The sequence below is a fragment of the Pseudomonas sp. KSR10 genome (assembly GCF_022355455.1).
GTDB classification, from domain to species: domain Bacteria; phylum Pseudomonadota; class Gammaproteobacteria; order Pseudomonadales; family Pseudomonadaceae; genus Stutzerimonas; species Stutzerimonas stutzeri_E.
In genome coordinates, this window is sequence record NZ_JAKOEN010000015.1 from 1 (window position 1) to 25,516 (window position 25,516).

Here is a 25,516-nt window from a genome sequence, read left to right on the forward strand (position 1 = left end):
ACACCAAACCCCCGATCATCGAAAGATGGCCGGGGGTTTGTCTTTGGGTGCGGGAAAACCATTTCTCATCGTCTGCCAATAGTGCACACGATTCACTACCGAGGCACGCCTTGAGCGCTGGGTAGCTAACGCTGTGAGCCGCGCTTGTTGCTTTGGAGTAACCGCTCGGTAGCGCGGGCGGGCGGGTTGGATGAATGACAGGCGGCCCAGATTCACAAGGCGCGCTAAACGCATCTATAGCGTATACATAGATCGCCTTGCTTTTGTAAGGCTACAATCTTGTTGGAAATGCGGTTCACGGGACACCGCAAGGCACCACAAACGATAAGATAAATAAGCGGCTCGCTAGCCCGTCGCAATGCGTAGGTCAGTTACCCCGGTATTCACATCCGCTCGTACAGGTTTCATGAACGCGAATCCGTGATAATTCTGGGAGTAGCGGTTTCAGTTCATGCCAGATCCACTTCGCCAGATTTTCACTGGTGGGATTTTCCAGGCCCGGCAAATCGTTTAGATAGTTGTGATCGAGTCGTTCGTAGATTGGCTTGAATACTTGCTTTATCTCACCAAAATCTCGAATCCAGCCTGTATGAGCATTCACTTCACCCTCTAGGTAGATTGCGACCCGGAACGAATGGCCGTGCAGGCGGCCACATTTATGTCCCTCGGGTACATGCGGCAAGCGGTGGGCTGATTCGAACGTAAACTCTTTGAATATTTCCACTGATTCATCCAAGAGGTGAAAGTCAGGCTCATCTTACCGTCCTGTAACTAGGGTGTCACAGCTAAACAGGCTGCTTGAAAAGCGCGTCTAAGTTCGTATCTCTTGCTGGACTTTGACACTACTGCGGGCTTGGGGCAAAGTACCCCGCTTTTTTATCGGCACGTGCCACTTCGAGGAGTTGAAATGAATGCAGTAGTGGCGGCAGTCGGTATTATGCTGATCCTAAGTCTTTGCCGGGTCCATGTAGTAGTGGCATTGATCACTGGGGCTATTGCCGGGGGCGTCTTGGGTGGGCTAGGGCTTGAGGGGAGCCTCTCTGCTTTTAACAAGGGGCTTGGGGGAGGAGCGACGGTCGCGCTTTCATATGCTCTGCTTGGTGCGTTCGCAGTCGCAATCGGCAAGAGTGGGCTAGCCCATGCTCTGGCAGACCGCGCTCTGGCTATGGTGGGTAAGCGCGAATCCCAGTCTGGCGGAGCAGTTAAGTGGACGATGATCGGACTGTTGCTCGCGGTCGCAGTGTCATCCCAAAATATCCTTCCTATACACATCGCCTTTATTCCTTTGCTGGTCCCGCCTCTGCTGTATGTACTGAGTAAGTTACAGATCGACAGACGATTGATCGCCTGCGTTCTGGCGTTTGGCCTAGTCACGCCCTATATGTTTTTGCCCGTGGGCTTCGGAAGCATCTTTCTGAATGAAATTCTTCTCGCTAATGTCGCCAAGAGCGGTGCTGATGTCTCTGGGATAAATGTAAGCCAGGCCATGTTGATTCCTGCCCTTGGGATGGGCGCAGGCCTGCTGATGGCCATGTTCAGCTACCGCAAACGGCGCGTCTACGATCTAGGCAAGGTCGATCAATCTAAAACGATCAGCGTGACCTACAGCCCCCTCACCTTGCTGGTTGCAGCGCTGGCTGTTGCTGCTGCGTTCGTTGTACAGCTGTGGCTGGACTCGATGATTATCGGGGCCCTGATAGGTTTCGTTATTTTCTCCGTTTCTGGAGTGGTGCGCTGGAAGGAGGCTGATGATCTGTTCACCGAAGGCATGAAGATGATGGCTATGATCGGCTTCATCATGATTGCTGCAGCCGGATTCGCAGAAGTCATGCGCGAAACGGGCGAAGTCAAAACTCTTGTCGATGCGTCTGCAGAATGGATTGGAAACAGCAAGGCTATTGGCGCCTTGGTGATGTTGCTGGTTGGCTTGTTGGTCACCATCGGTATCGGGTCTTCCTTTTCCACCGTTCCGATTATCGCGGCGATTTTCGTTCCGCTCGGGTTGGAGCTCGGGTTCAGTCCGTTGGCCATCGTCAGCCTGGTAGGCACAGCCGGTGCGTTAGGAGACGCGGGCTCGCCGGCTTCGGACTCAACGCTGGGCCCAACTGCTGGGTTGAACGCAGACGGCCAGCACAACCACATCTGGGATACCGTGGTGCCGACCTTCCTGCATTACAACCTGCCGCTCCTTGCATTTGGCTGGGTTGCAGCAATGACGTTGTGAAGGATTGAACTGCCGCCCATATGCATTACGCGCCGTCCTAAGGACGGCGCTTTCATCATGCCACTTCCTACTGCCGAACCAGCACTCCTAACGGCAATCGCTGACTAATAGATACAGCCGCAGCGATAGGAAGCAGATTGTGAACTCAACTCTTGAGCAGAAAGTTTTTCTTGCTCTGTTGCTCATCGTAACCCTTGCGTTCTGCTGGATACTCTTCCCGTTCTACGGGGCAGTATTCTGGGCCGTCATTCTTGCCATCATTTTTGCGCCCCTCCAGCGTCGCCTATACAGCCGTCTTGGTAATAGGCGAAATTTGACTGCACTGATTACCTTGTCGGTATGTCTGGTCGTTGCGATTCTTCCAGTTATCCTGATTGCCGGCCTGCTGGTTCAAGAGGGCACTTCGCTTTATAAACAGATCGAAAGCGGTGAACTCGATATAGGCAGCTTCGTAGGTGGCGCAAAAGAACTGTTGCCCACATCGTTTCAGCTGCAGTTGCAGAGGTTTGGCCTTGGTGATATGGACCAAATACGCGAGCGGCTTGCAAGCGGGGCGCTGGAAGGGAGTCAGTTTCTGGCTACCAAGGCATTTAGTTTTGGCCAAGGAACCTTTCAGTTTCTGATCAGCTTTTTTGTGATGCTATACCTGCTGTTCTTCCTCATCCGAGACGGGCGAGAACTGGTAGCAATGATCCGGCGTGCGCTGCCTTTGAGCGATAATCAAAAACGTAGATTGTTCAGCAAGTTCACGCGCGTGGTCAGGGCAACGGTTAAAGGAAATATCGTCGTAGCGGCCACTCAAGGATTTCTTGGCGGTGTGATTTTCGCTGTGTTGGGTATTCCTGCTGCGTTGCTCTGGGGCGTACTCATGGCGTTCTTGTCATTGCTGCCAGCGGTCGGTGCAGGATTGATATGGACGCCAGTCGCAATTTACTTCCTTATGAAGGGAATGGTCGTACAGAGTGTAATTCTCACCCTGTACGGTGTTTTGGTGATTGGCTTGGTGGATAACATCCTTCGGCCGATTCTGGTAGGGAAGGACACCAAGATGCCCGACTACTTGGTGTTGATCTCGACGCTGGGCGGGCTCGCTCTGTTCGGCCTTAATGGCTTCGTGATCGGCCCGCTCATTGCTGCGCTGTTCATGTCCACGTGGGGGTTGTTTACCGCCCCCGAATCCAAACCGTTAGCTTAGGCGCGCCCGGTCGTATCGGGCGCACCTCGGGATCAAAGCACTCGTCCGCCATCGTCACGAGTGATGATTACCGTAGCCGAACGGGGCCTACGTCCTGGACCATCGGGCCAGGCGCTGGTGTATTCGGTGGAGGTCGAACCTTCTCCAGGGTGCTGAATATTGACGAACAGGGTGCGGAAGTCGGGAGTGGCTGTAATGCCTGTCACCTCGGCTCCTCTTGGCCCAACCAGGAATCTCTTGGTCTCACCCGTCCTGGGGTCCGACACCAGCATTTGGTTGTTGCCAAAAGGTCCACCGCTCAGCTGGCTGCCGCTCATGTCAGTCTGGATCCAGAGACGTCCCTCATCGTCGAACCAGAGGCCGTCCGGGCTGGCCAGGATGCTCGCTTCGTCCAGTGATTTGCCACGCGGGTCGAGACTGTCGTTCTGTGGCCCGGCAAGTAGATAAAGGTCCCATCGGAATTGGGTACCGATGTGATTTCGTCCAACCTCGCGCCAGCGGATGATATGTCCGTAAGGGTTCGGTGCTCGGGGATTGGCTGCGTCGGCCTCCTGTCGAGCGCTGTTGTTGGTCAGTGTGAAATACACTTCGCCCGTGTCAGGATGCACCGCGCCCCATTCCGGGCGATCCATTTTGGTCGCTCCGACAATGTCCGCTGCGACTCGAGTATTGATCATTACATCGCCCTGATCGGCGAATTCGACGCCAGCGTTGGCACACGCCTGTTGAAAACCTGCGTCGTTGATGTCCAGCGGTAACCAATCGCCGCTGCCATCCGGATTGAAGCGAGCGACGTACAGAGTGCCTTCATCGAGAAGGCGGCTATCGCCGCGCATTGGACGGTACTTGTCGCGGCTGATGTATTTATAGATGTACTCGTTTTGCGAGTCGTCTCCCGAATAGCAGACCACTGGCCAACCCGGCTTGACGGGTGCGAACACCAGTCCTTCATGGGCAAAACGGCCCAGCGCGGTGTGCTTTACCGGTGTGGAGTCAGGATCGAACGGGTCGATCTCGACGATCCAGCCAAATGTATTGGGTTCGTTGCGATAGTCGGCACGGGCGTCTTCGGCTGTTATGGTGGCATCGAAGCGCTGGAACTCATCACCTTGAATGGTTTCCCAGCCGTAACGGCTCGTCGAGCGGAGTCCGTAGCGCTGCAGGTGCCGAGGAAGCTCTGCGTCGCGAGTCGCGAAATAGCCCGCCCAGTTTTCCTCGCAGGTCAGATAGGTTCCCCAAGGTGTGTAACCATTTGCGCAATTGTTCAGGGTCCCACGAGTGGAGGTGCCGCTTGGGCTATAGCGGGTTTTCATCAGGTCATGACCGCGGGCGGGGCCTTCGATTCGCATCGGTGTCGCGCCGGTGATGCGTCGGTTGCGGGCGGATGGCAGTACAGCCCACTCGCCGCGGGCATTGCGACGGATTTCTACGATCGATACGCCGTGGGCGTTGATCTCCTTTCGGACCTCATCGGCATCGACGCGTCTGTCGCCCACGACAGTGGGCCCGTTTCGATGCAGCAACGGCGGATCTATATATTCGTGATTCAGTGCGAGCAGGCCATGGTCACTCTTGCGTCCTTTGAACTTTGCGTCCATCGGGAAGAAGTGCATCCCGTCGTGGTGCATTCCGGTCTGTTGCGCTTGGTGTTCCGCGCTGTTGCTGCCGTCTTCCAGATACGCCGGATAGCTTCCGCAGATAGGCGTGCCCCAAGGAATGAACACTTGTGTAGAAAAGCCGGATGGGACCGTGACAGTGTCCGCTCTGGTGACGTTTACGGCGCCGAACGGGAGGCGGGTACGTCGCTGAAAGGGCAACTTGTTGGCTGCGCCTGCAGGTTCGGCTGCGCCCGCGATGGCAGGCAAACCACCTAAAAAGGCCAACGCTCCAAGCGCCGCGCCGCCTGCCAGAACCTTGCGTCGACCCGCACTGACGACATCCTGAATATGGCAGTTGTTTGAGCGGTTGCTCGGCAGTTCATCGCCATTGCCGAACATGATGTTTTGATTATCGTCAGTCACGACGCAGCTCCATAGGTAATCGACGGAACTGTGACGCTAGGCTGAGGTTGCGACAATTTAATGACAGGTGAGCGGCTGCCGACAAGCGGCTCGCTTGTTTGGCTACAGACACCGTGGAGGCGCCGCCCTAGGGGCGGCGCAACAGCTTCAGAGCCAGCCTTTCTCCTTATAGAACCGCTCAGCGCCCTCATGCAATGGCGCGGTGAGGCCGACGTGGATCATGTCCTTGGCGTCCAAGTCGGCAAACGCCGGGTGCAGGCGTTTGAAGCGCTCAAGGTTGTCAAACACGGCCTTAACCAGCTGATAAACGATTTCCGGGTCGGTATTCGCGGTTGTCGCCAGCACCGCCTTGCCGCCGATCGAGGGGACGGCTGCATCTACGCCTGGGTAGAGCCCGGCGGGAATCTCGGCTGCGGTGTAGTAATCGGCGCCCTTTAGAAAGGTGTCGATCTGCGCACCGTCGACCGGAATCAGCCTGGCTTTAACGTTGGTCAGTGCTTCCTGAATCGCCCCGCTGGGATGTCCGACTACATAGGTAATCGCGTCGAGGTTGTTATCGCCGAGTGCCGAGGCCATCTCTGCTGGCTTGAGTTCGCTGGCCAGGGCGAAGTCGGCGTTGGTCCAGCCTTTGGCCTTCATAACCTCTTCGAACGTATCGCGGCTACCAGATCCCGGTACCCCAATGTTCACTCGCTTGCCCTTGAGGTCATCGAACGACTCGATACCACTATCGCTTCGAGCGACCACAGTGAGAATCTCGGTCTGCAATGAGAATACGGCTCGCAGTTCCTTGATAGGGCCGTCCTTGTCGAAAGGGGCGAGCCCGTTCAGGGCTTTATGCTGATGGTCGGACTGAATGAAGCCGAATTCATATTCGCCGTTTTGCAGCGACATGATGTTGGTCACACTACCGGCGGTAGACGGCGCGTTGCACTTGATCGCTGGCTGCACTTCGGCGCGGTTGAGAAAGCGGCACACCGACTGACCCGCCGTGTAATAGACCCCGGTCTGGCCACCGGTACCGATAGTGACGAAACGCTCCTGGGCCATGCCGGTATTCGCACCCAGGGACCCGGCAAGTACGCAGCCGAGCAAACCGATACGGATCTTTTTATTCATCGTGAGTCCCTCTCATGTTTTTATTGGTTGGGTTTGCCACCGTATCGTCCGTGACGACCACGGCATCATCTCAGCGACCGCGATAGAGCATGAACCGGTGCTAGCGGATCAGGCGCTGGCGGCGATCACCATGATTTCCACGAGCACGTCTGCTGAGGCGAGGCGGGCTTCCACAGTCGCTCGCGCCGGCGCGCATTCGGCCGGCAGCCATTCGCTCCACACTGCATTCATCGCTGCGAAGTCGGCTTCGATGTCCTTCAGCCAGATCTGCGCACTGAGGATCCTTGAGCGATCGGAGCCGGCCTCGGCAAGCAAGTTGTCTATCTTCGCCAGCACCTGCCGGGTCTGCCCATCCGCGTTCTCGCTGCGGTTATCGGGTACTTGGCCAGCCAGAAAAACCAAGTCGGCGAACGTGACGGCTGCGGACATACGTTCATTACTGCGGATACGTTGCAAAGTCATGCGGAAATCCTTTTGGGTGCGTGGTCAGGAAGCAAGAGTGAGGCCGTCCAGAGCAACGGCCGGACGTCGATCGCCAATCAGGTCGCAAAGCAGATCGGCGCTGCCACAGGCCAGGGTGAAACCGAGGCTGCCATGACCCACGTTGAGCCAGAGATTGTCGATTGCAGTGGCACCGAGCAGCGGTGTTCCCTTCGGGGTCGCCGGACGTAACCCCGCCCATTGAGCCGCCGTACGGTAGTCTCCTGCGGCGGGAAAGGTTTCGCTGGCGAGGCGCTGCAACATGGCGATCCGACCCTGATCGAGACTGGCATCCCAGCCAGCGATATCGACCATCGCGGCCACCCGCAACTGGTCACCCAAGCGTGCATACACCACCTTATTGTCGTAGTCGGTCACGTTGGTTTCCGGAATGCCGATGTGACTGCTCAACGGCAGCGTCAGGCTGTAGCCCTTGAGTGGATAAATCGGCAATTCGATCCCCAACGGCCGCAGCAGTGCGACGCTGGCGGTGCCGGCGGCGATTACCAAGTGGTCCAGCTCCAGCCGCTTGCCACCGACATTCAGCGAGCGAATCCGGCCGTTCTCCTTGGGCAGCGCCCCGACTTCCCATCCACAGTGCAAGCGAAAGTTCGGCGATCGTTCCAGCCGTTCGAGTAGCCGTCGGCAGAACAAGAGGCAATCGGCGACTTCGTCGCCAGGCGAATAGATGCCGCCGTGCAGCTCACCGGATAAGGGCAGCAGCGCCGGCTCGATTTCGATGCACCGCGGGCCATTAAGCACTAATTGGCCTGCGCTTGTATCGAGCCCGGCAGCTGACTTTTCGAAACTGGTTCGGCTGCGATAGATCACCAGCTTGCCATTGGCGCGCCAACCGAAGTCACTGAGGCCGTCTTCTTCCCGCCAGCTGCGCAATACCTGCTGGCTGTGCAGGGCGAGGCGTAGCAGGTGCTGTGCGTTGCGCCGATTGGTGGAGCGCCGGCAGGCGAGCAAGAAGCGCAGACACCAGCGCCACTGCTGTCTGCTGATTTTCGGCCGGAACCGCAGGGGCGCATCGTTGCCACGCAGCATCCAGCCCAGCGCCTGCATGGGAACGCCTGCATCGGCCAGCGGCGATACGTAGCGGTAGCTAAGCTGGCCGCCATTGGCGAAGCTGGTCTCCATCGCCACCTGATCGCGCTTTTCGACCAGTTCGACCTGATGCCCCTGGCGCACCAGTGCATAGGCCGTGGTCAGCCCAATGACACCGCCACCGATTACCGCGATTTGCATCGTGCCGCTCCCAGACATTTGATGACAGCAGCCTAGAATCAGCGGGAGCGAAGCGGCCAATGAAAGGATGAAGATAAGTCATAACCCGGGGTTATGGTTATGCTTCGGCACTCAGATCAGAGGATTGCGCATGCGCCTTCGCCACATCGAATTGTTCCAGGCCATCTTGCAGACGGGCAGCCTGACTGCCGCCGCGCAGCTACTGCACATATCCCAGCCAGCGGCGAGCAAAATTCTCAAACATGCCGAGCAGCAGCTCGGTTTTGCGCTGTTCAATCGGGTGCGGGGCAAGCTCCAACCGACCGCCGAAGCGCGGATCTTGCAGCAAGAAACGGAGCGGCTCGCGGCCGATCTGCAGAATCTCCGGCGGCTGGCTGGCAATCTCGGTCGGGGCGAGGAGCGTGCGTTGCGACTGATCTGCACGCCTGCATTAGCGCAAGCGCTGGTGCCCGAGGCGCTGCGCCTTTGGCGTACGCGATTCACCAGTACGCAATGCCACCTGGCCACCCAGCACACCGCTGAGATCATCCAGGCCTTGTTATTGCGCGAGGCCGATCTAGGGCTGACTTTGCAGGCGGTGGAACATCCGGGTCTGAGCAGCCAGCTCCTCGCGCAGGGACAGATGATGGTGATCGCTCCGGTCGGCTGGTGGTCAGACGAAACGCTTTCGCATCCCTTTCGGTTGGAGCAATTGGCCGATGCCCCGCTGATCGGTCTGGATACGCATGATGCGCTCGGCGGTCTGCTGCGCGGCCATCTGGAAGCGCTCGATCCGCCGCCGCGCATCGATACCTGGGTACAGACGTACCAACTGGCGCGCACGCTTGTTGCTGCCGGGCAAGGGTTGGCCCTGGTTGATCCTTTGACCGCGCAGGCAGGGGACGGGCAGCGGGTACTGGCACGCCCCTTAGAGCCGCTGATCCCCGTACCGCTCTATGCGCTGGAGAGAACCCAGGAAGCGGCGTCCGCAGCGCAGCTCGAACTGCTTGAGCAGGTACGCAAGCAAGCCAACAGCCTGATGGGAGATCAGCTCCGACCGTAGTCATCGGCTGGCTTGTCCTGCGATTCAGATGTGCCTGAGTTACCATCGCGATACATATCACCATCGCCTGTTTTTTTATGGAACTCAGCTCCCCGCTTGCCCTGTACCAGCAGACCATCGCCGATCAAGGCTTTGTCAGTGACGCTGCTCAGCTGCGCGCCGTTGCCTTGCTGCAGCACTGCCACGACGCCTTGCACGGCACAGCCATGGAGACGCCGCGCGGCGTCTATCTATGGGGGCCGGTGGGACGTGGCAAAACCTGGCTGATGAACATGTTTCACCGCAGCTTGCGAGTACCGTCACGCCGGCAGCATTTTCACCATTTCATGCGCTGGGTGCATATCCGGTTGTTCCAGCTCAACGGCACGGCTGATCCACTGCAGGTGCTGGCCAAAGAACTAAGCCAGGAAGTGCGTGTACTGTGCTTCGATGAGCTGTTCGTTGGCGATATCGGCGATGCGATCATCCTTGGACGCCTGTTTCAGGTCATGTTCGAGCACGGGGTGGTCATCGTCGCCACCTCCAATCAGCCGCCTGGCCAGCTATACGCCGATGGCTTCAACCGGGAGCGATTCGTGCCGGCTATCGATGCCATCGAGCGGCACATGAATGTAATCGAAGTGGATGGCGGCGCGGACCACCGGCAGCGACCAGGCGCCGCGCTACAGCGCTATTGGTTAACCATGCCAGATAGCGTCAGCGCGCTGTGGTCCGTATTCGATGAGCTGGCGGGCGGCGAGGATTCCAATACAAATGTGGTGACCGTTGGCCATCGTCCGGTGCAGACCGTACGCAATAGCGGATCGGTGATCTGGTGTCGTTTTGCCGATCTCTGTGAGCAGCCGTTTTCGGCTTTGGATTTCATCGAGCTGTGCGACCGCTTCTCTGCGATTCTGATCAGTGAAATTCCGAAGCTCGGCAGCGAGCAGAGGGAAGGGCGCATTGCTCGGGGTACCGAAGATGCTGCGGCGCAGGTAGAGGCGGGGGATCGAGAGTTACCGAGGTTGGCCCCGCGCGACGATGCGGTCAGACGTTTTATTGCGCTGGTGGATGAGTGTTACGACCGCGGTGTGCCGCTGTATCTGGAGGCCCGGGTGCCGCTGGAGGCGCTGTACACCCAGGGATATCTATCGTTCGCGTTTCGTCGCACCCTGAGCCGGCTACGGGAAATGCAACTGCAGCGATTCGGCACAGCCGGGGCAGGCACCGTTTAGTCGCGGTAGAACACTTGCACCAAGTGATAACCGAACTGGCTTTTTACTGGGCCATGTATCTCGCCCAGTGCTTTCTTGAAGATGATCTGATCGATGCTTCGGACCATCTGTCCTGGTCGCACCTCGCCCAGATCGCCACCTTTCTTGCCCGACGGGCAAGTCGAATACTTCCTCGCTAGCACATCGAAGGCCTCGCCGCCGGCTATGCGCTTTTTCAGCTGTGCAGCTTCGGCTTCGGTCTTCACCAGAATATGGCGGGCCATGGCTTTGGGCATTGCGTTTCTCCTTGCGTGCGGCGGCGATTGTAGTCAGGGCAGATGCAAAACCGAAGCAGCATCGCCCAAGGCCGACCGTTCGTCCGCCACCTGACCCGACGAACGGTAGTTATGGGTGCTTCATGTTAGCGCTACCATTCTGCTCAACAATCATAACGCAGCACTTCGATGCTGCTGGAGAGCCGATAGTGGATTCCCACTCCAACAGCGATTTTCCTGCGACCTGTCGAGCGTTGGTGGTGATGGGCGTCAGCGGTTCGGGCAAGACCGATACCAGCCACGCCGTCGCCGAAGCACTGGGTTTTCGACATATCGAAGCCGACCATTTCCATCCCGAAGAAAACGTGGCACGCATGCGTGCCGGCACACCGCTGTCGGACGCTGACCGTGTCGAGTGGTTGCAGAAGCTGACGGTCGAGATGCAGCGCGCCATTGATGACGACGTTGGTTTCGTTCTGGCCTGTTCCGCCCTCAAGTGCCGCTATCGTGACTTGCTGCGCCATGCCGTTCCCGGCCTGCGTTTCGCTCACCTAGCCATCGACTACGACATCGCCGTGCAGCGTGTTGGCGGGCGTGCCGGGCACTTCATGCCTATTTCGCTGGTGGACAGCCAGTTCGCCACTCTCGAATCACCGGAAGGTGAGCCGGGCGTACTTGTAGTTGACGCCAGCCAGCCGCGTGAGCGGGTGCTGGAGGCAATCGTTGGCTGGATGCAGCAAGGCCTGGGTCTGGAGATCAGCGAGCGTGAGGGGCTTTCGGCGGCTCCGCTTGATAGCGCTAACGCGTCGACGGTGCGAGGTGCCGAGCTGACTAGCCCGCCAATCTATAGTGGACGAGTCGCCCAGGGCTTCGATCGCATTACCGACTGGCTGATGGCCGCGTTGCTGGCCTTCATGGTTATCGTGGTATTCAGCAGCGTGGTGTTGCGCTACGCCTTTGGCACTGGCTGGACCGGTGCCGAAGAGCTGTCCCGGCTGGCCTTCGTCTGGCTGGTTTTCGTCGGCGTCGCGTCTAGCATGCGGCGAGGCGAGCTGATGGCCTTCAGCATGATCCGGGACCGCTTTCCCTTGCTGTTTCGCCGTGTCGTGGATTCGATCAGCTGGATCATGGTGGCCGTCGCCAGCGGCATGGCCGCCCTGGGCGGCTGGCACCAAATGCAGTTCGGCTGGAACATCAATAGCCCGGTAGTGGGTTATCCGCTGGCGATCGCCATGGTTCCGGTCGCCGCTAGCATGCTCGCGCTGACGGTGCTGGCCTTGCTCCAGCTGATCAACGTCTGGCGTCGACAACCGCCCGCGCATATCGCCGAAGCCAATGTAACGGCCGATTGATTTCCTGATAACAACAAGGGCAGACGCCCAACCGAGGTCCGTACATGACTGTCGTCGTCTTTCTCTCGTCATTATTTGGCTTCATGGCCTTCGGTATGCCGATCGCCTTCGCGCTGATCCTCACTGGCGCGGTGCTGATGTGGTATCTGGATTTCTGGGATGTGCAGCTGCTCGCGCAGAACCTGCAGGCCGGGGCCGACAGCTTCCCGCTGCTGGCCGTGCCGTTCTTCATCCTCGCGGGCGAACTGATGAACGCCGGCGGTATTTCCCGGCGCATCATCAACATGGCGCAGGCTTATTTCGGCCATAAGCGTGGTGGTCTCGGCTACGTGGCGATCGCCGCGTCGGTGCTGCTGGCGAGCATGTCCGGCTCGGCGTTGGCGGACACCGCCGCGCTGGCGACGCTGCTGTTGCCGATGATGCGCGAGCGTGGTTATCCGTTGAGCTCGTCCTCGGGCTTGGTGGCGGCCGGCGGCATCATTGCGCCGATCATTCCACCGTCGATGCCGTTCGTGATCTACGGCGTGGTGACCAACACCTCGATCAGCCAGCTGTTTCTCGCCGGTATGGTGCCGGGCTTGATCATGGGCGCCGGGCTGGTGATTGCCTGGACCCTGATCGCGCGCAAGATCGAAGAGCCACCACAGGCGAAGGCCAGCGGAGCTGAGCGCCGCAAGGCTCTGGTCGATGGTTCGGCTGCGTTGATGCTGCCGGTGATCATTGTCGGTGGCTTGCGTTTTGGCCTGTTCACGCCTACCGAAGCGGCTGTTGTGGCTGCGGTCTATGCGTTGCTGGTGTCGACGCTGCTGTACCGCGAGCTGAGCTGGAGCGGAGTGATAGAAGTGCTGACCCGCGCCAGCCGCACCACGGCTTCGGTCATGTTCCTTTGCGCAGCCGCGATCGTTTCCGCCTACATGATTACGCTCGCCCAGTTGCCAGACGAGATTGCCGCCATGCTCGGGCCTTTGGCCGAGGATCCGAAACTGCTCATGGTTGCCATCATGGTGCTGATGATCGCGATCGGCATGGTGCTCGACCTGACCCCGACGATCCTGATTCTCGGTCCGGTACTTGCGCCCATTGCGGTCAAGGCGGGCATCGATCCTGTGTATTTCGGTGTGATGTTCGTGCTGATCGGCTCGATCGGCTTGATTACACCACCAGTCGGTACGGTGCTCAACGTCGTCGGCGGAATCGGGCGGCTACGCATGGAAACCCTGGTCCGTGGTGTGACTCCGTTCTTCGCCATTTACCTCGTTATCGTCGCACTGCTGGTCGCGGTGCCGTCGATCATCACCGTGCCGCTGCAGTGGCTCAGGTAATCGGTCAAAACAACAATCGCTTCACCCAATCCTCCACAACAACAAAAGGTACGTCAGCATGAAACGTTTTCTGATCGCGGCCCTGGCCGCTACCACCCTTGGCAGTGCCATCAGCGCTGTTACCGCACAGGCGGCCGACGATATCCGTCCGCGGATGATCCGCTTCGGCTACGGTCTCAATGAAGACAGTAACCAGGGGCGCGCGGCCAAGGTACTCGCCGAAGAGATCGCCAAGGCGTCGGACAACAAGCTCAAGGTCCGCACCTTCGGCTCCGCCAGTTTGGGCTCGGACGATCAAATGCAGAACGCGCTGATGGGCGGGGCGCAGGAAATGATGGTCGGCTCGACGGCGACCCTGGTTGGTATCGCCAAGGAAATGGCCGTGTGGGATACACCTTTCCTGTTTGAAAGTGAAAAGCAGGCGGACTACGTGCTGGACGGCCCCGTGGGTCAGAAGGTCATGGATGCGCTGGAAGCCAAGGGCCTGGTCGGCCTCGTTTACTGGGAGAACGGCTTTCGTAACCTGACCAACAACGTGCGCCCGGTCGAGAAGATGGAAGACTTCAACGGCATCAAGTTGCGCGTGATGCCTAACCCGGTGTTCATTGACACCTTCAAACAGATGGGCGCCAATGCGGTGCCTCTGCCGTTCTCTGAGCTGTTTACGGCGCTGGAAACCAAGGCGGTCGACGGCCAGGAAAACCCCTACAACACCATCCTCTCTTCGAAATTCTACGAAGTGCAGAAGTATCTGAGCGTGACCAATCACGTCTACAGCCCATGGATCGTCACGGCGTCCAAGCGCTGGTGGGATGGCCTGTCCGAGACCGAGCAGAAGATCATCATGGACGCCGCGAAGAAATCACGCGATTCGGAGCGTGCGGACACCCGTGCCGAAGCGCAAGAAGCCTTGGCCAAAATCAAGGAGCAGGGCATGGAAATCAACAAGGTCAGCCCTGAAGAGATTCAGCGCATGCGCGAGAAGGCCAAGCCAGCGATTCAGACCGTGGTCGACACGGTGGGCGAGCCCTTGTTCAACGAAGTCCAGGCGGAAATTGCCAAAGCGCCGAAGTGAGCGGCCGCGCCCCTGCGGGGGCGCCGTCCCGTTATAGAATTCCCGTCCTTGGTCGCTGGATGCCGCTATGAGTTCTCGCCGTCGTCGTTCTCTGGAACGGGCCACGCTCTCCGATGTTGCCCGCAGCGCAGGCTGTTCGCTGATGTCCGCCTCACGTGCGCTGTCGCAACCCGAACGGGTGTCGGACGCCTTGCGCGAGCGCGTGATGGCAGCGGTCAAGACACTGGGTTACGTGCCGCATACCGCCGCGCGCAACCTTGCCAGCGCCCGGTCGAATCTGGTCGCGGTGATCATCCCATCGCTATCGAACGCGGTGTTCGTCGATACGGTCGAGGCCATTCAGCGTGTGCTGATGCCGGCTGGCTATGAGCTGATGATCGGTGTCAGCCATTACCACCCCGAAGAAGATGAGCGTCTGCTACGCGCCTATCTGGCGCATCAGCCGGCCGGACTGTTGGTCACCGGATTCGAACGCAGTGACGCCGCGCGCGAAGTGCTCGGCAGTTACAACAGCCCGATCGTTACCCTGATGGAGCTGAGTGATGCGGAGGAAGACTACTGCGTCGGCTTCTCACAGTACGAGGCGGGTGCGGAAATGACCCGCAAGCTGCTCGAACGCGGCTACCGCAATATCGCTTTCGCTGCCGCTCAGCTCGACCCCCGCACGCTGCAACGCGCCGAAGGGTATCGGCAGGCCATGCGCGACGCGTCGCGCTACGCCGCCGCGTTGGAATTGCTGACGCCTGAGGTTTCCTCCATTGGTTTGGGCGCGCAATTGCTGGACCGACTGCTGGCGCAGCATCCTCAGATCGATGCGATTTTCTTCAACAATGACGATTTGGCGCTGGGCGCGCTGTTCCGTGCGCGTCAGCTGCAGCTTGCCGTCCCGCAACGACTGGCGATCGCAGGCTTCAACGACCTGCCAGCGGCCGCCTGGATGCATCCGGCTCTGACGACGGTGCGAACCATTCGTGGCGAAATTGGCAAGCTGGCCGGGCAGATGCTGTTGAGCCTCATGCGTGGCGAAACTCCGTCGCAACGGCGGATCGACGTCGGATTCGAAGTGGTGATGCGCGAAAGTGCGTAGTTGGAGAGCCGGCAAGGGGACCTGCCGGCCGTATTGCTACTCGGCTTGCTGTGCCGCGGTGACCTGCTGAGCGATCTCGATCATCTGTTCGCGCATCCAGCGGTTGGCGGGGTCCTGATCGGTGCTTTCGTGCCAGTAGATGTGCGTCTCCAATGGCGGAATGTCCACCGGCAACGGGATCTGATGTAGATCGTGACGACGGGCGAAACGCTCTGGCACGGTGACCGCCATGTCGGTCTGCTGAATCACCTGAGTAGCCATCATGTAGTGCTGTGAGCGCAGGGCGATCTTGCGCTGCTGGCCCATCTTCCCCAGGGCCAGATCGACCATGCCCAGACCGCTGCGCCGGCTGGAGATGTGGATGTGCGACAGCGACAGGTATTCCTCGACGCTGAGCTTGTCCTTCGCCATTGGATGTCCACGGCGCATGGCGCATACGTAGCGGTCTTCCAACAGCTTGACGTGGCGAACCTGTGGGTCGGTATTGAGCGGCGCGTCCATGGCGAAATCCAGGCGGCCGGCGGCTAACTCTTTGGTGGTTTCGCGGCGCTTGGCCAGCATGCTTTCGATCTTCACATTCGGCGCCAGCCGTCGCAGCCGCTGGAACAACGGTGGCAGTACCACGGCCTCGGTAAGGTCGGTCATGCTGATGCGGAAAGTCTTGTTTGCCTGTAGCGGATTGAAGGTACGGCTTTCCTGCACCGACACCCGCAGTAACTGCAATGCGTTACGCACCGGCCCGATGATGTTCTGTGCCATCGGGGTCGGCACCATGCCTTGGGCGGTACGCACGAACAGCGGGTCGTTGAAGGTCTCGCGCAACCGTGCCAGGGCATTGGAGACGGCCGGCTGGGTGATGCCTACGATCTGCCCGGCGCGAGTCAGGTTGGCCTCGGTGTAGATGGCGTCGAAGACAATGAATAGATTCAGATCGACCTTGTTCAGGTTCATTGTTGTGCTCTCTGGCGTATATCGGAATTGGCCGATCATATATCGGTGATGAATGTTTATACACGAGGAAAATAGCTTAGATAAATCACTGAGCGTCCTCTAGCATTCAAAACTACAAAACATTACGTGCAGAAGGTCGCCATGAATTTCGCCTATTCCCCCAAGGTTCAAGAGCTGCGTGAGCGCGTCCAGGCGTTCATGGATGCCCATGTCTATCCTGCTGAAAAGATCTTCTACCAACAGGTGAGCGAGGGAGACCGCTGGCAGCCCACCGCGATTGTCGAAGAACTCAAGGCCAAAGCCAAAGCCGAAGGGCTATGGAACCTGTTCTTGCCAGAGTCCGAGCTCGGCGCCGGCCTGACCAACACCGAATACGCACCGCTGGCCGAGATCATGGGCAGCTCAGGTCTTGGCCCGGAGGCATTCAACTGCTCGGCGCCGGACACCGGCAACATGGAAGTGCTGGTGCGCTACGGCAGTGAAGAGCAGAAGAAGCAATGGCTTGAGCCACTGCTGCGTGGGGAAATCCGCTCCGCCTTCGGCATGACTGAACCAGGTGTGGCGTCTTCCGACGCCACCAACATGGAGGCTCGTGCGGTTCGCGAGGGTGATGAGTGGGTTATCAATGGTCGTAAATGGTGGACGTCCGGTGCCTGCGATCCACGCTGCAAGATCATGATCTTCATGGGCCTCACCAACCCGGATGCACCGCGCCACCAGCAGCATTCGATGATCCTCGTACCGATGGACGCGCCTGGCTTGAAGGTGCTGCGTCCGCTGCCGGTTTTTGGCTACGACGACGCGCCGCACGGCCACGCCGAAGTGTTGTTGGAAAACGTGCGGGTGCCGTACGAGAACGTGCTGCTCGGTGAAGGTCGTGGCTTCGAAATCGCCCAGGGTCGCCTTGGCCCAGGCCGTATCCATCACTGCATGCGTTCCGTCGGTGTCGCTGAGCGCGCGCTGAAGCTGATGTGCGAGCGATCGGTGAACCGTACTGCTTTCGGCAAGCCGCTGGCGCGCTTGGGGGCGAATTTCGACCACATTGCCGAATGCCGCATCGAAATCAACATGGCACGCCTGCTGACACTCAATGCGGCGTACATGATGGATACCGTGGGCAACAAGATTGCCGCCAGCGAGATCGCTCAGATCAAGGTGGTCGCACCTAACGTCGCGCTGAAGGTCATCGACCGCGCCATTCAGATCCATGGTGGTGCGGGTGTTTCCGAAGACTTCCCGCTGGCGCACTGGTGGGCGATGCAGCGCACCCTGCGCCTGGCTGACGGCCCGGACGAAGTGCATCGCGCATCGATTGCCAAGCACGAGTTGGGTAAGTATTTCCCGCGGGAAATGCTGCGTAGCCGCTGATTCCGGCTCGTTGTTGTTCAAAAGGCAAAGCCACATTCGGTGGCTTTGCCTTTTTTTGCCTGACCGCTTCGTTGATAGCAGGCGACTGAGTATGGCGTCCCACGTCGCAGCCTGGCACGCCTCAGGGGGCGACCGTCACCAGGTCCGGTGGGGTGTGCCGACCATAGGTGGCGACGATCAGCTCTCGGTAGCGTCGATAGACCCGCTCGTAGGCCTCCACGGCCTCGGCGCGGGGTTCGACAGCGGTCGTTTCGTCGAAGCTGACGCAACGCTCGCACAGCTCGTCAAGACTCGCCTGTGGATCGCTTTGCCGCGCATGACACCAGGCGGCCTGAATGGCACCGCCCAGCGCGGCGGCTTCGCTATAGGTGGTGCAGACCACCGGAGTCGCCATCATGTCGGCGATCATCTGCCGCCATAGCGGATTCTTCGCACCGCCACCGATCAGCTGGATCCGCTCGCTGCGAACACCGCTATCACGCAGCAGGTCCAGACCGTAGCGCAGGCCGAAGCTCACGCTTTCGACCACAGCGCGGCACAGGTTGGGGCGGGTGAGATTGCCGCTGGTCAACCCGTGCAGGCTGGCTGTGGCGTGGGGCAGGGCGGGAACCCGCTCGCCGTTGAGAAACGGCAACATGCAGACGCCTTCAGCACCGATCGGCGCCTGGGCCAGCAAAGCATTGAACTGCTCGAGATCCAGCTGCAGCAGGTCGCGAACGGCACCATTGGCATTGGTCAGGTTCATGGTGCAGATCAGCGGCAGCCAGCCACCGCTCGAGCTGCAAAAGGTTGCGACCGAGGGCTGCGGGCTGATACGTGGCTGGTCAGTATAGGCGTACAACGTGCCGGACGTGCCGAGGCTCATGGTGATCGCGCCGGTGCTGATATTGCCGGTGCCGATCGCGCCCATCATGTTGTCACCACCGCCGCTCGATACGATGGCGTGTGGGTTCAAGCCCAGGCGCTTCGCCAGCTCTGGGCGCAGCCGGCCGACGGGCTGGTCTGGCCCGATCAGCTCCGGTAGCGCTGCCTCGATGCGACCGCTTGGATCGATATGCCGCAGGATCTCGAAGTCCCATTCCCGGCTGCGCACGTTGAAGTAGCCGGTTCCGGAGGCGTCGCCGTATTCGCTGCAGCAGCGGCCCGTGAGCCAGTAGTTGAGATAATCGTGGGGCAGCAGGGTATGCGCGATGCGTTCGAACAGTTGCGGATGCTGTTCTTTCATCCAGAGGAGCTTGGAAACGGTGTAGCCCGGCGCAATGGCAACACCGAGGCGCTGTAGCGATCCGCTTTCGCCGCCCAGCCAGTCAAGTAGCCGTTGATTTTCAGCCGCTGATTCCGTGTCGCACCAGAGCTTGGCCGGGCGAAGCACCGCACCCTGTGCATCGAGCGTGACCAGGCCGTGTTGCTGGCCGGAAACGCCGATGCCCAATATCGCAGCGCCCGGTACGCCGGCCTCGCTCAAGGCCGCGGCGGTGGCCGTTTCGAAGGCGCAGGTCCACTGTTCGGTGCGCTGTTCGCGGCGGCCATTGGGGCCGCTGATCAGCTCATGGCTGGCTGAGCCCTGGCCTAAGACGCGGCCGCTGGAGGCATCGAGCAGCAGCGCCTTGGTGCCCTGGGTTCCGCAATCGATGCCGAGAAACATGGTGGCCTCCGTCAGCGTGTCAGCAGGAGATCTAGCGTGCCGCTCACGCCGAGCGTACGCAGCCGCAACAGGTTGCGCTCGAAGGCGTCGCGGAACGCCATGGATCGGGGAATCTGCGCGCCGAAGATCTCTTCGCGCCCGAGCAGTCGTTCGGCGAGGCCCTCGTCCTCTTCCACCAGCGCCTGGCAGAACTCGGCTCGCGGATCGGGAATTCGATAGCGGTCACCGTTCTCGTCGACGCCACGCAAGTACATGGCCCAGGCGGCCACCACCAGCGCGGCGCGGTCCAGCTCCGCGCCGTCGGCGATCAGACGGTTGATGGTCGGTACGGTGAACTTGGGAAATTTCGATGAGCCGTCGGAACAGACGCGCTCCAGCTGATCGGCGATGGCGCAATTGGAGAAGCGCTCGATCAGGGTCTGCTTGTACTCGGTCAGGTCGATGCCAGGCACGGGCGCCAGCTGCGGCGTGACGTCATCGTCCATGTAGCGACGGATGTACTCGACGAACAATGGATCGGCCATGGTCTCGTGGACGAAGCGGTAGCCGCGCAAGAAGCCCAGGTAGGTCAACGCCAGGTGGCTACCGTTGAGCAGCTTGATCTTCATCTCCTCATAGGGCGTGACATCGTCGGTGAACTGCACGCCGACCTTTTCCCAGGCCGGACGTCCGGCAACGAACTTGTCTTCCAGCACCCATTGCACGAAGGGCTCACAGACCACCGGCCAGGCGTCGTCGACATCGTGCTGCTGCCTGAGATCCTTGCGATGCGCGACGCTGGTCATCGGTGTAATCCGGTCGACCATGGCGTTGGGAAAGCTGACGTTGCCTTCTATCCAGCCTGCCAGCTCGGCATCGATCAGGTTGGCGAAGGCCAGGGTCGCCTTGCGGGTGACATCGCCATTGTGCGGCAGGTTGTCGCAGGACATGACGGTAAACGGCCCGCTGCCTTCGCTGCGACGTTTGGCCAACGCGGCGCAGAGTAGCCCGAATACGCTGATCGGCGCGCGCGGATGAGTGAGGTCATGCTGAATTTGCGGCAGTGTGGCGTTGAACTGGCCTGTGCTGTCATCCATGCAGTAGCCGCCTTCGGTGATGGTCAGCGAGACGATGCGAATGGCCGGGTCGGCCAGCCGGGTGACTACCGCTTCGGAGCCATCCTCGGTCACCAGCAGCATGTCGCGGATGCTGCCCATCACCCGCACCTCGGTGTCCGGCCGGTCATCCAGCTCGACCAGGGTGTAGAGGTAATCCTGCGATGCTAGAGCGTTGCGCATGGTGATCTCGCCCGCTCGGGTGCCGATACCGCAGATGCCCCAGTCGAGGCCTTCGCCCGTGTTCATCAGGGCGTCGGTGTAGGCCGCCTCGTGGGCACGGTGGAAACCGCCAACACCGATGTGGGCGATGCCAGTACGCACGGACTGCAGGTCATAAGAAGGCCGGACGATGGATGCCGGCAGCTGTGGCAGATTCTGTCGTTTCAACTTCATATCAGGCCTCGCGGGGCGTGAATTCAAAAAAACGAAGGCGTGACTCGCTGCGACTGGTCAACAGCGACGCGCCAGCAACCTGGTTCGGGCAGGAGCGGAAACTCAGGCGGCCTGTTGTAATGGCTGACCGACCGCCAGCCCGCTGCTGTCGAACAGATGGCAGTGAGCGGCGTCCAGCGTCAGCTGTAACGACTCGCCGTAGCGTGGCGTGAAATCGCCGCGGATTCGCATGGTGAGCGGTTCGCCGGCCTGGCTGATGACGTGGCAATAGGTATCGCTACCCAGCCGCTCACTGACGTCAGCTTTCACTTCCAACTGGCAGCTGCCATCGGTGCTGCGATTGAGGTGCTCCGGTCGAATGCCGAGCGTGACCGGATCGCCCGCAGTCAGCGTCGCGCCGCCCAGCGGCAGGAACAACTTGCAGTTGGCGTCTAGCTCGACTTCGCAGCCAGTTGCATCGACACGGCTGACCTTGCCTTTGAGAAAACCCATCTTCGGCGTGCCGAGAAAGCCCGCGACGAACAGGTTGGCGGGGTGGTGGTAGAGCTCCATGGGCGAACCGACCTGCTCGATGCGGCCACCGTTGAGTACCACGACCTTGTCGGCCAGGGTCATGGCTTCGACCTGGTCATGGGTGACGTAGATCATCGTCGCCTGCAGTTCCTGATGCAGGCGCGAGAGCTCCAGGCGCATCTGCACACGCAATGCCGCATCGAGGTTCGACAGTGGTTCGTCGAAGAGGAACACCTTGGGGTTGCGCACGATGGCGCGGCCGATGGCGACGCGTTGGCGCTGGCCGCCAGAGAGCTGACGCGGTTTGCGTTCAAGTAGCGGCTCGAGTTCGAGCGTGCGGGCCGCTGCTTCGATCTTGCGTGCCACCTCCTGCTTGTCCGCACCGGCAAGGTCGAGGGCGAAAGACATGTTCTTGCGAACTGTCATGTGCGGATACAGCGCGTAGGTCTGAAAAACCATGGCCAGGTCGCGCTTGGCCGGGCTGAGATCGGTGATGTCGCGGCCGTCGAGTTCGATCTTGCCGCTGCTGACTTCTTCCAACCCCGCAATCAGGCGCAGCAGGGTGGATTTGCCGCAGCCGGATGGGCCGACGAAGACGACGAATTCACGGTCGCGAATATCCAGGTCGATGCCCTTGATGATGTCGTTGCCGTCGAAGCTTTTCTTCAGGTTGTGGACTTTAAGGTCTGCCATGTTCGAATCCTTTTATTCTTGTCGATCTTGTTAATACCGAGGCGGCGAGCTATTTCACGGCGCCGAACGACAGGCCGCGAACCAGCTGCTTCTGGCTGATCCAGCCGAATATCAGGATGGGCGCGCAGGCGAGCGTGGAGACGGCCGAGAGCTTGGCCCAGAACAGCCCTTCTGGACTGGAGTAGGAGGCGATCAACGCGGTCAGCGGGGCGGCGTTCGAGGAGGTCAGGTTCAGCGACCAGAAGGCCTCGTTCCAACATAGGATCAGCGACAGCAGCATGGTCGAAGCGAGTCCGCCCTTGCTGATCGGCAGCAGCACGCGAACCATTTCCTGCATCAAGGTGGCGCCGTCCATTCGCGCCGCTTCGAGGATGTCGCGCGGGATGTCCTTGAAGTAGGTGTAAATCATCCAGACCAGGATCGGCAGGTTGATCAGCGTGTAGATAATGATCAGCACCGTACGGCTGTCGAGCAGGCCAAACTGCTTGGCCAGCAGGTAGATCGGCACCAGCACGCCCACTGGCGGCAGCATCTTGGTGGAGAGCATCCAGAGCAGCGTGCCCTTGGTCCGCTTGGTCTCGTAGAAGGCCATCGAATAGGCCGCAGGGACCGCGATCAGCATCCCGAGCGCGGTTGCGCCGAAGGAGATGGTTACCGAGTTCCAGGCGTACTTGAAGTAGCCGCTGCGGTCCTGGATGTGCAGGTAGTTCTCCAGCGTCGGGGTGAAAATGAACTGCGGCGGCGTCGCGAAGGCGTCGATCTCGGTCTTGAAGCTGGTCAGCAGCATCCAGAAAATCGGGAAGAACAGCAGCAGCGCCACGGCCCAGGCCAGCAACCCGACCACCAGGGTATTGAGGCGGCGACTTTGTTTGAGCGTCAGCATCGGTCTGTCCTCAGTATTTTTCGGTGAGATTCTTGCCGAGCATCCGCACCAGGATGATCGCCGCGATATTGGCGATCAGCACTGCGATCAGGCCGCCGGCCGATGCCATGCCGACGTCGAATTGCAGCAGCGCCTGGTTGTAGATCAGGTAGGCAAGGTTGGTCGATGCGTAGCCGGGACCACCGCTGGTGGTAGTGAAGATTTCGGCGAACACCGACAGCAAAAAGATCGTCTCGATCATCACCACCACCGCGATCGGTCGCGCCAGGTGTGGCAGGGTCAGGTGCCAGAAGATGGCGATCGGGCCAGCGCCATCGAGGCGGGCGGCTTCCTTCTGCTCCTGGTCGAGGGACTGCATGGCCGTCATCAGGATCAGGATCGCGAAGGGCAACCATTGCCAGGAGACGATGATTACGATCGACGCCAGCGGGTGCTGGGCCAACCAGTCCACCGGCTGCGCGCCGAAGAATTTCCAGACGGCGGCGAGAATTCCGGAGACTGGATGGTAGATCAGGTTCTTCCAAACCAGGGCGCTCACCGTGGGCATGATGAAGAACGGCGAAATCAGCATGACGCGCACGATGCCGCGACCGGCAAAGTCCGCTGCTTCCAGCAGGGCGGAAATCAGCACGCCGAGGACCACGCTGATCAGCAGCACGCTGCCGACCAGAATCAGCGTGTTGACCATGCCGGGCATGAAGCCGGCGTCGGTCAGGAAATACTCGAAGTTCTCCAGCCCGACGAAGTCGTTTTCTCCGGGATAGAGCAGGTTGTAGCGAATCGTCGAGAAGTAGATGGTCATCGCCAGCGGCACCAGCATCCACAGCAGCAGAAGCGCAACGGACGGACTGACGAGGAACCAGCTGGGTCCGAACCGTCGTGGCTTGCGCTCGTTCGCCGTGTCGGTGACGGGGACCTTGGGCAAGGCTGTGGTAGTGGTGGCCATGGGCGTGCTCCGGATGAAAGAAGGCCATAAGGGCTCAGGCGAGCCCTGTCCGATGGAGTGCCTACTTGGGATAGCCGGCGCGCTTCATCTCACGGGCGGTGGACTGCTGGACCGCGGTGAGCATCTGCTCGACCGGCATCTGGCCGGTCAGCGCGGCGGAGAACATCTTGCCGACCTGGGTACCGATGGCCTGGAACTCTGGAATGGTCACCAGCTGGATGCCGACATAGGGCACCGGCTTGGTCGACGGCGAGGCGGGATCAGCCTGCTTCAGCGACTCCAGGGTGATCTGGGCAAAGGGCGCAGCGGTCATGTATTCGTCGCTGTAGGTCGATTCGCGGGTGCCCGGCGGTACGTTGGCGACACCATCGGTTTCGGCGACGAGCTTGGCATAGTCTTTCGAGGTGGCCCAGGCGGCGAAGGTCTTGGCGGCGTCTTTCTGCTGCGAACTGGTCGGAATCGCCAATGCCCATGAATACAGCCAGGCCGAGCCCTTGTCAGTCTCCTGCTGCGGCGCGAAGGCGAAGCCGACCTTGTCGGCGACCTTGCTTTGCGATGCGTCGGTGACGAAGGAGCCGGCAACCGTCGCATCGACCCACATGGCGCACTTGCCGCTGTTGAACAGTGCCAGGTTTTCGTTGAATCCGTTGCTGGACGCACCCGGCGGGCCGTATTTGCTCAGCGTATCGACGTAGAACTTGGCCGCCTTGGTCCACTCCGGACCGTTGAATTCGGGTTGCCACTTCTCATCGAACCAGCGCGCGCCGAATGAATTGGCCACAGTGGTCACCAGCGCCATGTTCTCGCCCCAGCCAGCCTTGCCGCGCAGGCAGATGCCGTATTGGTCTTCTCCCGGCTTGTGCAGCTTCTCGGCGAACTCCGCCATCTGCGCCCAGGTGGGATGCTCGGGCATCTCCAGGCCTGCCTGCTTGAACAGATCGGTGCGGTAGTAGGTCATCGAGCTTTCGGCATAGAACGGCAGGGCGTACAGGGTGCCATCGACCGAAAGACCTTCGCGCACCGAGGGAAAGACATCGTCGAGGTCGTAGTCGTCGGGCAGATCGCTCATCGGTGCAAGCCAACCCTTGTCGCCCCAGAGCGACGCTTCGTACATGCCGATGGTCAGCACATCGAACTGGCCGCCGTCAGTAGCGATATCGGTGGTCAGGCGTTGGCGCAGGACGTTTTCTTCCAGCACCACCCAATTGAGCTTGATGTCGGGGTTCTTTTCTTCGAAGGTCTTGGACAGGCGCTGCATGCGGATCATGTCCGCGTTGTTGACCGTCGCGACAGTTACGGTTTCGGCGGCCTGGGCCATGCCGAACGAGGCGATGCAGGCCGTGCCGAGCAGCAAGTGTGAAATCTTCATTCTTGAACTCCTCTTCCACGGC

22 protein-coding genes are annotated in these 25,516 nt (G+C 60.0%); 9 read left to right on the plus strand and 13 right to left on the minus strand.

Features of this window, described 5'->3' with window-relative positions; genetic code table 11:
* Positions 1 to 367: 367 nt before the first annotated feature.
* Positions 368 to 724, minus strand: coding sequence for a 6-carboxytetrahydropterin synthase QueD (queD, locus tag MCB86_RS05850; protein WP_239610285.1), 357 nt, complete (start codon positions 722 to 724; stop codon positions 368 to 370).
* Positions 725 to 907: 183 nt separating this feature from the next.
* On the opposite strand from queD, the gene MCB86_RS05855 reads away from it, so the two are divergent.
* A complete protein-coding gene (locus tag MCB86_RS05855; protein ID WP_239610286.1) occupies positions 908 to 2,224 on the plus strand; it encodes a Na+/H+ antiporter NhaC family protein in 1,317 nt (438 codons plus the stop codon).
* Between the two features lie 136 nt (positions 2,225 to 2,360).
* Complete coding sequence (locus tag MCB86_RS05860) at positions 2,361 to 3,419, plus strand: AI-2E family transporter (RefSeq protein WP_045162417.1); 1,059 nt, start codon at positions 2,361 to 2,363, stop codon at positions 3,417 to 3,419.
* Between the two features lie 32 nt (positions 3,420 to 3,451).
* On the opposite strand, the gene MCB86_RS05865 is transcribed toward MCB86_RS05860, so the two are convergent.
* From MCB86_RS05865 to MCB86_RS05880, 4 genes are all read right to left on the minus strand, one after another.
* Positions 3,452 to 5,440, minus strand: a complete 1,989-nt coding sequence (locus MCB86_RS05865) for a PhoX family phosphatase (RefSeq protein ID WP_239610287.1) — start codon at positions 5,438 to 5,440, stop codon at positions 3,452 to 3,454.
* Between the two features lie 147 nt (positions 5,441 to 5,587).
* A complete protein-coding gene (locus MCB86_RS05870) occupies positions 5,588 to 6,559 on the minus strand; it encodes a TAXI family TRAP transporter solute-binding subunit (protein ID WP_239610288.1) in 972 nt (323 codons plus the stop codon).
* Between the two features lie 108 nt (positions 6,560 to 6,667).
* Complete coding sequence (locus tag MCB86_RS05875) at positions 6,668 to 7,021, minus strand: RidA family protein (protein ID WP_239610289.1); 354 nt, start codon at positions 7,019 to 7,021, stop codon at positions 6,668 to 6,670.
* Positions 7,022 to 7,045: 24 nt separating this feature from the next.
* Entirely contained in the window at positions 7,046 to 8,290 is a 1,245-nt protein-coding gene (locus MCB86_RS05880; RefSeq protein ID WP_239610290.1) for a D-amino acid dehydrogenase, read from the minus strand.
* 130 nt (positions 8,291 to 8,420) lie between these two features.
* Here MCB86_RS05880 and MCB86_RS05885 point away from each other — a divergent pair, with 130 nt between their 5' ends.
* Positions 8,421 to 9,332 carry a LysR family transcriptional regulator gene (locus tag MCB86_RS05885; protein ID WP_239610291.1) on the plus strand — a complete coding sequence of 304 codons (912 nt, stop codon included), beginning with the start codon at positions 8,421 to 8,423 and terminating at the stop codon, positions 9,330 to 9,332.
* Positions 9,333 to 9,409: 77 nt separating this feature from the next.
* Entirely contained in the window at positions 9,410 to 10,546 is a 1,137-nt protein-coding gene (gene zapE, locus MCB86_RS05890; RefSeq protein WP_239610292.1) for a cell division protein ZapE, read from the plus strand.
* On the opposite strand, the gene MCB86_RS05895 is transcribed toward zapE, so the two are convergent.
* Positions 10,543 to 10,821: a peptidylprolyl isomerase gene (locus tag MCB86_RS05895; protein WP_045162410.1), complete on the minus strand. Its 279-nt coding sequence runs from the start codon at positions 10,819 to 10,821 to the stop codon at positions 10,543 to 10,545. The genes zapE and MCB86_RS05895 overlap by 4 nt on opposite strands.
* A gap of 242 nt (positions 10,822 to 11,063) precedes the next feature.
* Here MCB86_RS05895 and MCB86_RS05900 point away from each other — a divergent pair, with 242 nt between their 5' ends.
* The 4 genes from MCB86_RS05900 (at position 11,064) to MCB86_RS05915 (ending at position 15,636) form a co-directional block, all read left to right on the plus strand.
* The gene (locus MCB86_RS05900; RefSeq protein ID WP_239610423.1) at positions 11,064 to 12,152 is read left to right on the plus strand and encodes a gluconokinase, GntK/IdnK-type; all 1,089 of its coding nucleotides are present in this window, start codon (positions 11,064 to 11,066) and stop codon (positions 12,150 to 12,152) included.
* A gap of 44 nt (positions 12,153 to 12,196) precedes the next feature.
* Positions 12,197 to 13,474, plus strand: coding sequence for a TRAP transporter large permease subunit (locus MCB86_RS05905; RefSeq protein WP_045162409.1), 1,278 nt, complete (start codon positions 12,197 to 12,199; stop codon positions 13,472 to 13,474).
* 58 nt (positions 13,475 to 13,532) lie between these two features.
* Positions 13,533 to 14,549 carry a TRAP transporter substrate-binding protein gene (locus MCB86_RS05910; protein WP_045162408.1) on the plus strand — a complete coding sequence of 339 codons (1,017 nt, stop codon included), beginning with the start codon at positions 13,533 to 13,535 and terminating at the stop codon, positions 14,547 to 14,549.
* Positions 14,550 to 14,616: 67 nt separating this feature from the next.
* Entirely contained in the window at positions 14,617 to 15,636 is a 1,020-nt protein-coding gene (locus tag MCB86_RS05915) for a LacI family DNA-binding transcriptional regulator (RefSeq protein ID WP_239610293.1), read from the plus strand.
* Positions 15,637 to 15,672: 36 nt separating this feature from the next.
* On the opposite strand, the gene MCB86_RS05920 is transcribed toward MCB86_RS05915, so the two are convergent.
* Positions 15,673 to 16,587 carry a LysR family transcriptional regulator gene (locus MCB86_RS05920; RefSeq protein ID WP_045162406.1) on the minus strand — a complete coding sequence of 305 codons (915 nt, stop codon included), beginning with the start codon at positions 16,585 to 16,587 and terminating at the stop codon, positions 15,673 to 15,675.
* Between the two features lie 141 nt (positions 16,588 to 16,728).
* On the opposite strand from MCB86_RS05920, the gene MCB86_RS05925 reads away from it, so the two are divergent.
* Complete coding sequence (locus MCB86_RS05925) at positions 16,729 to 17,955, plus strand: acyl-CoA dehydrogenase (RefSeq protein ID WP_045162405.1); 1,227 nt, start codon at positions 16,729 to 16,731, stop codon at positions 17,953 to 17,955.
* A gap of 121 nt (positions 17,956 to 18,076) precedes the next feature.
* Here MCB86_RS05925 and xylB read toward each other — a convergent pair whose 3' ends face one another.
* From xylB to MCB86_RS05955, 6 genes are all read right to left on the minus strand, one after another.
* Positions 18,077 to 19,600, minus strand: a complete 1,524-nt coding sequence (gene xylB / locus MCB86_RS05930; protein ID WP_239610294.1) for a xylulokinase — start codon at positions 19,598 to 19,600, stop codon at positions 18,077 to 18,079.
* Positions 19,601 to 19,611: 11 nt separating this feature from the next.
* A complete protein-coding gene (locus MCB86_RS05935) occupies positions 19,612 to 21,090 on the minus strand; it encodes a mannitol dehydrogenase family protein (protein ID WP_239610295.1) in 1,479 nt (492 codons plus the stop codon).
* Positions 21,091 to 21,192: 102 nt separating this feature from the next.
* The gene (gene ugpC, locus MCB86_RS05940) at positions 21,193 to 22,296 is read right to left on the minus strand and encodes a sn-glycerol-3-phosphate ABC transporter ATP-binding protein UgpC (protein WP_239610296.1); all 1,104 of its coding nucleotides are present in this window, start codon (positions 22,294 to 22,296) and stop codon (positions 21,193 to 21,195) included.
* Positions 22,297 to 22,345: 49 nt separating this feature from the next.
* On the minus strand, positions 22,346 to 23,179 hold the full coding sequence (locus MCB86_RS05945; RefSeq protein ID WP_045162401.1) for a carbohydrate ABC transporter permease: 834 nt from the start codon (positions 23,177 to 23,179) through the stop codon (positions 22,346 to 22,348).
* Between the two features lie 10 nt (positions 23,180 to 23,189).
* Positions 23,190 to 24,125, minus strand: coding sequence for a sugar ABC transporter permease (locus tag MCB86_RS05950; protein ID WP_045162400.1), 936 nt, complete (start codon positions 24,123 to 24,125; stop codon positions 23,190 to 23,192).
* 61 nt (positions 24,126 to 24,186) lie between these two features.
* Positions 24,187 to 25,494, minus strand: coding sequence for a sugar ABC transporter substrate-binding protein (locus MCB86_RS05955; protein ID WP_239610297.1), 1,308 nt, complete (start codon positions 25,492 to 25,494; stop codon positions 24,187 to 24,189).
* Positions 25,495 to 25,516: the final 22 nt, after the last annotated feature.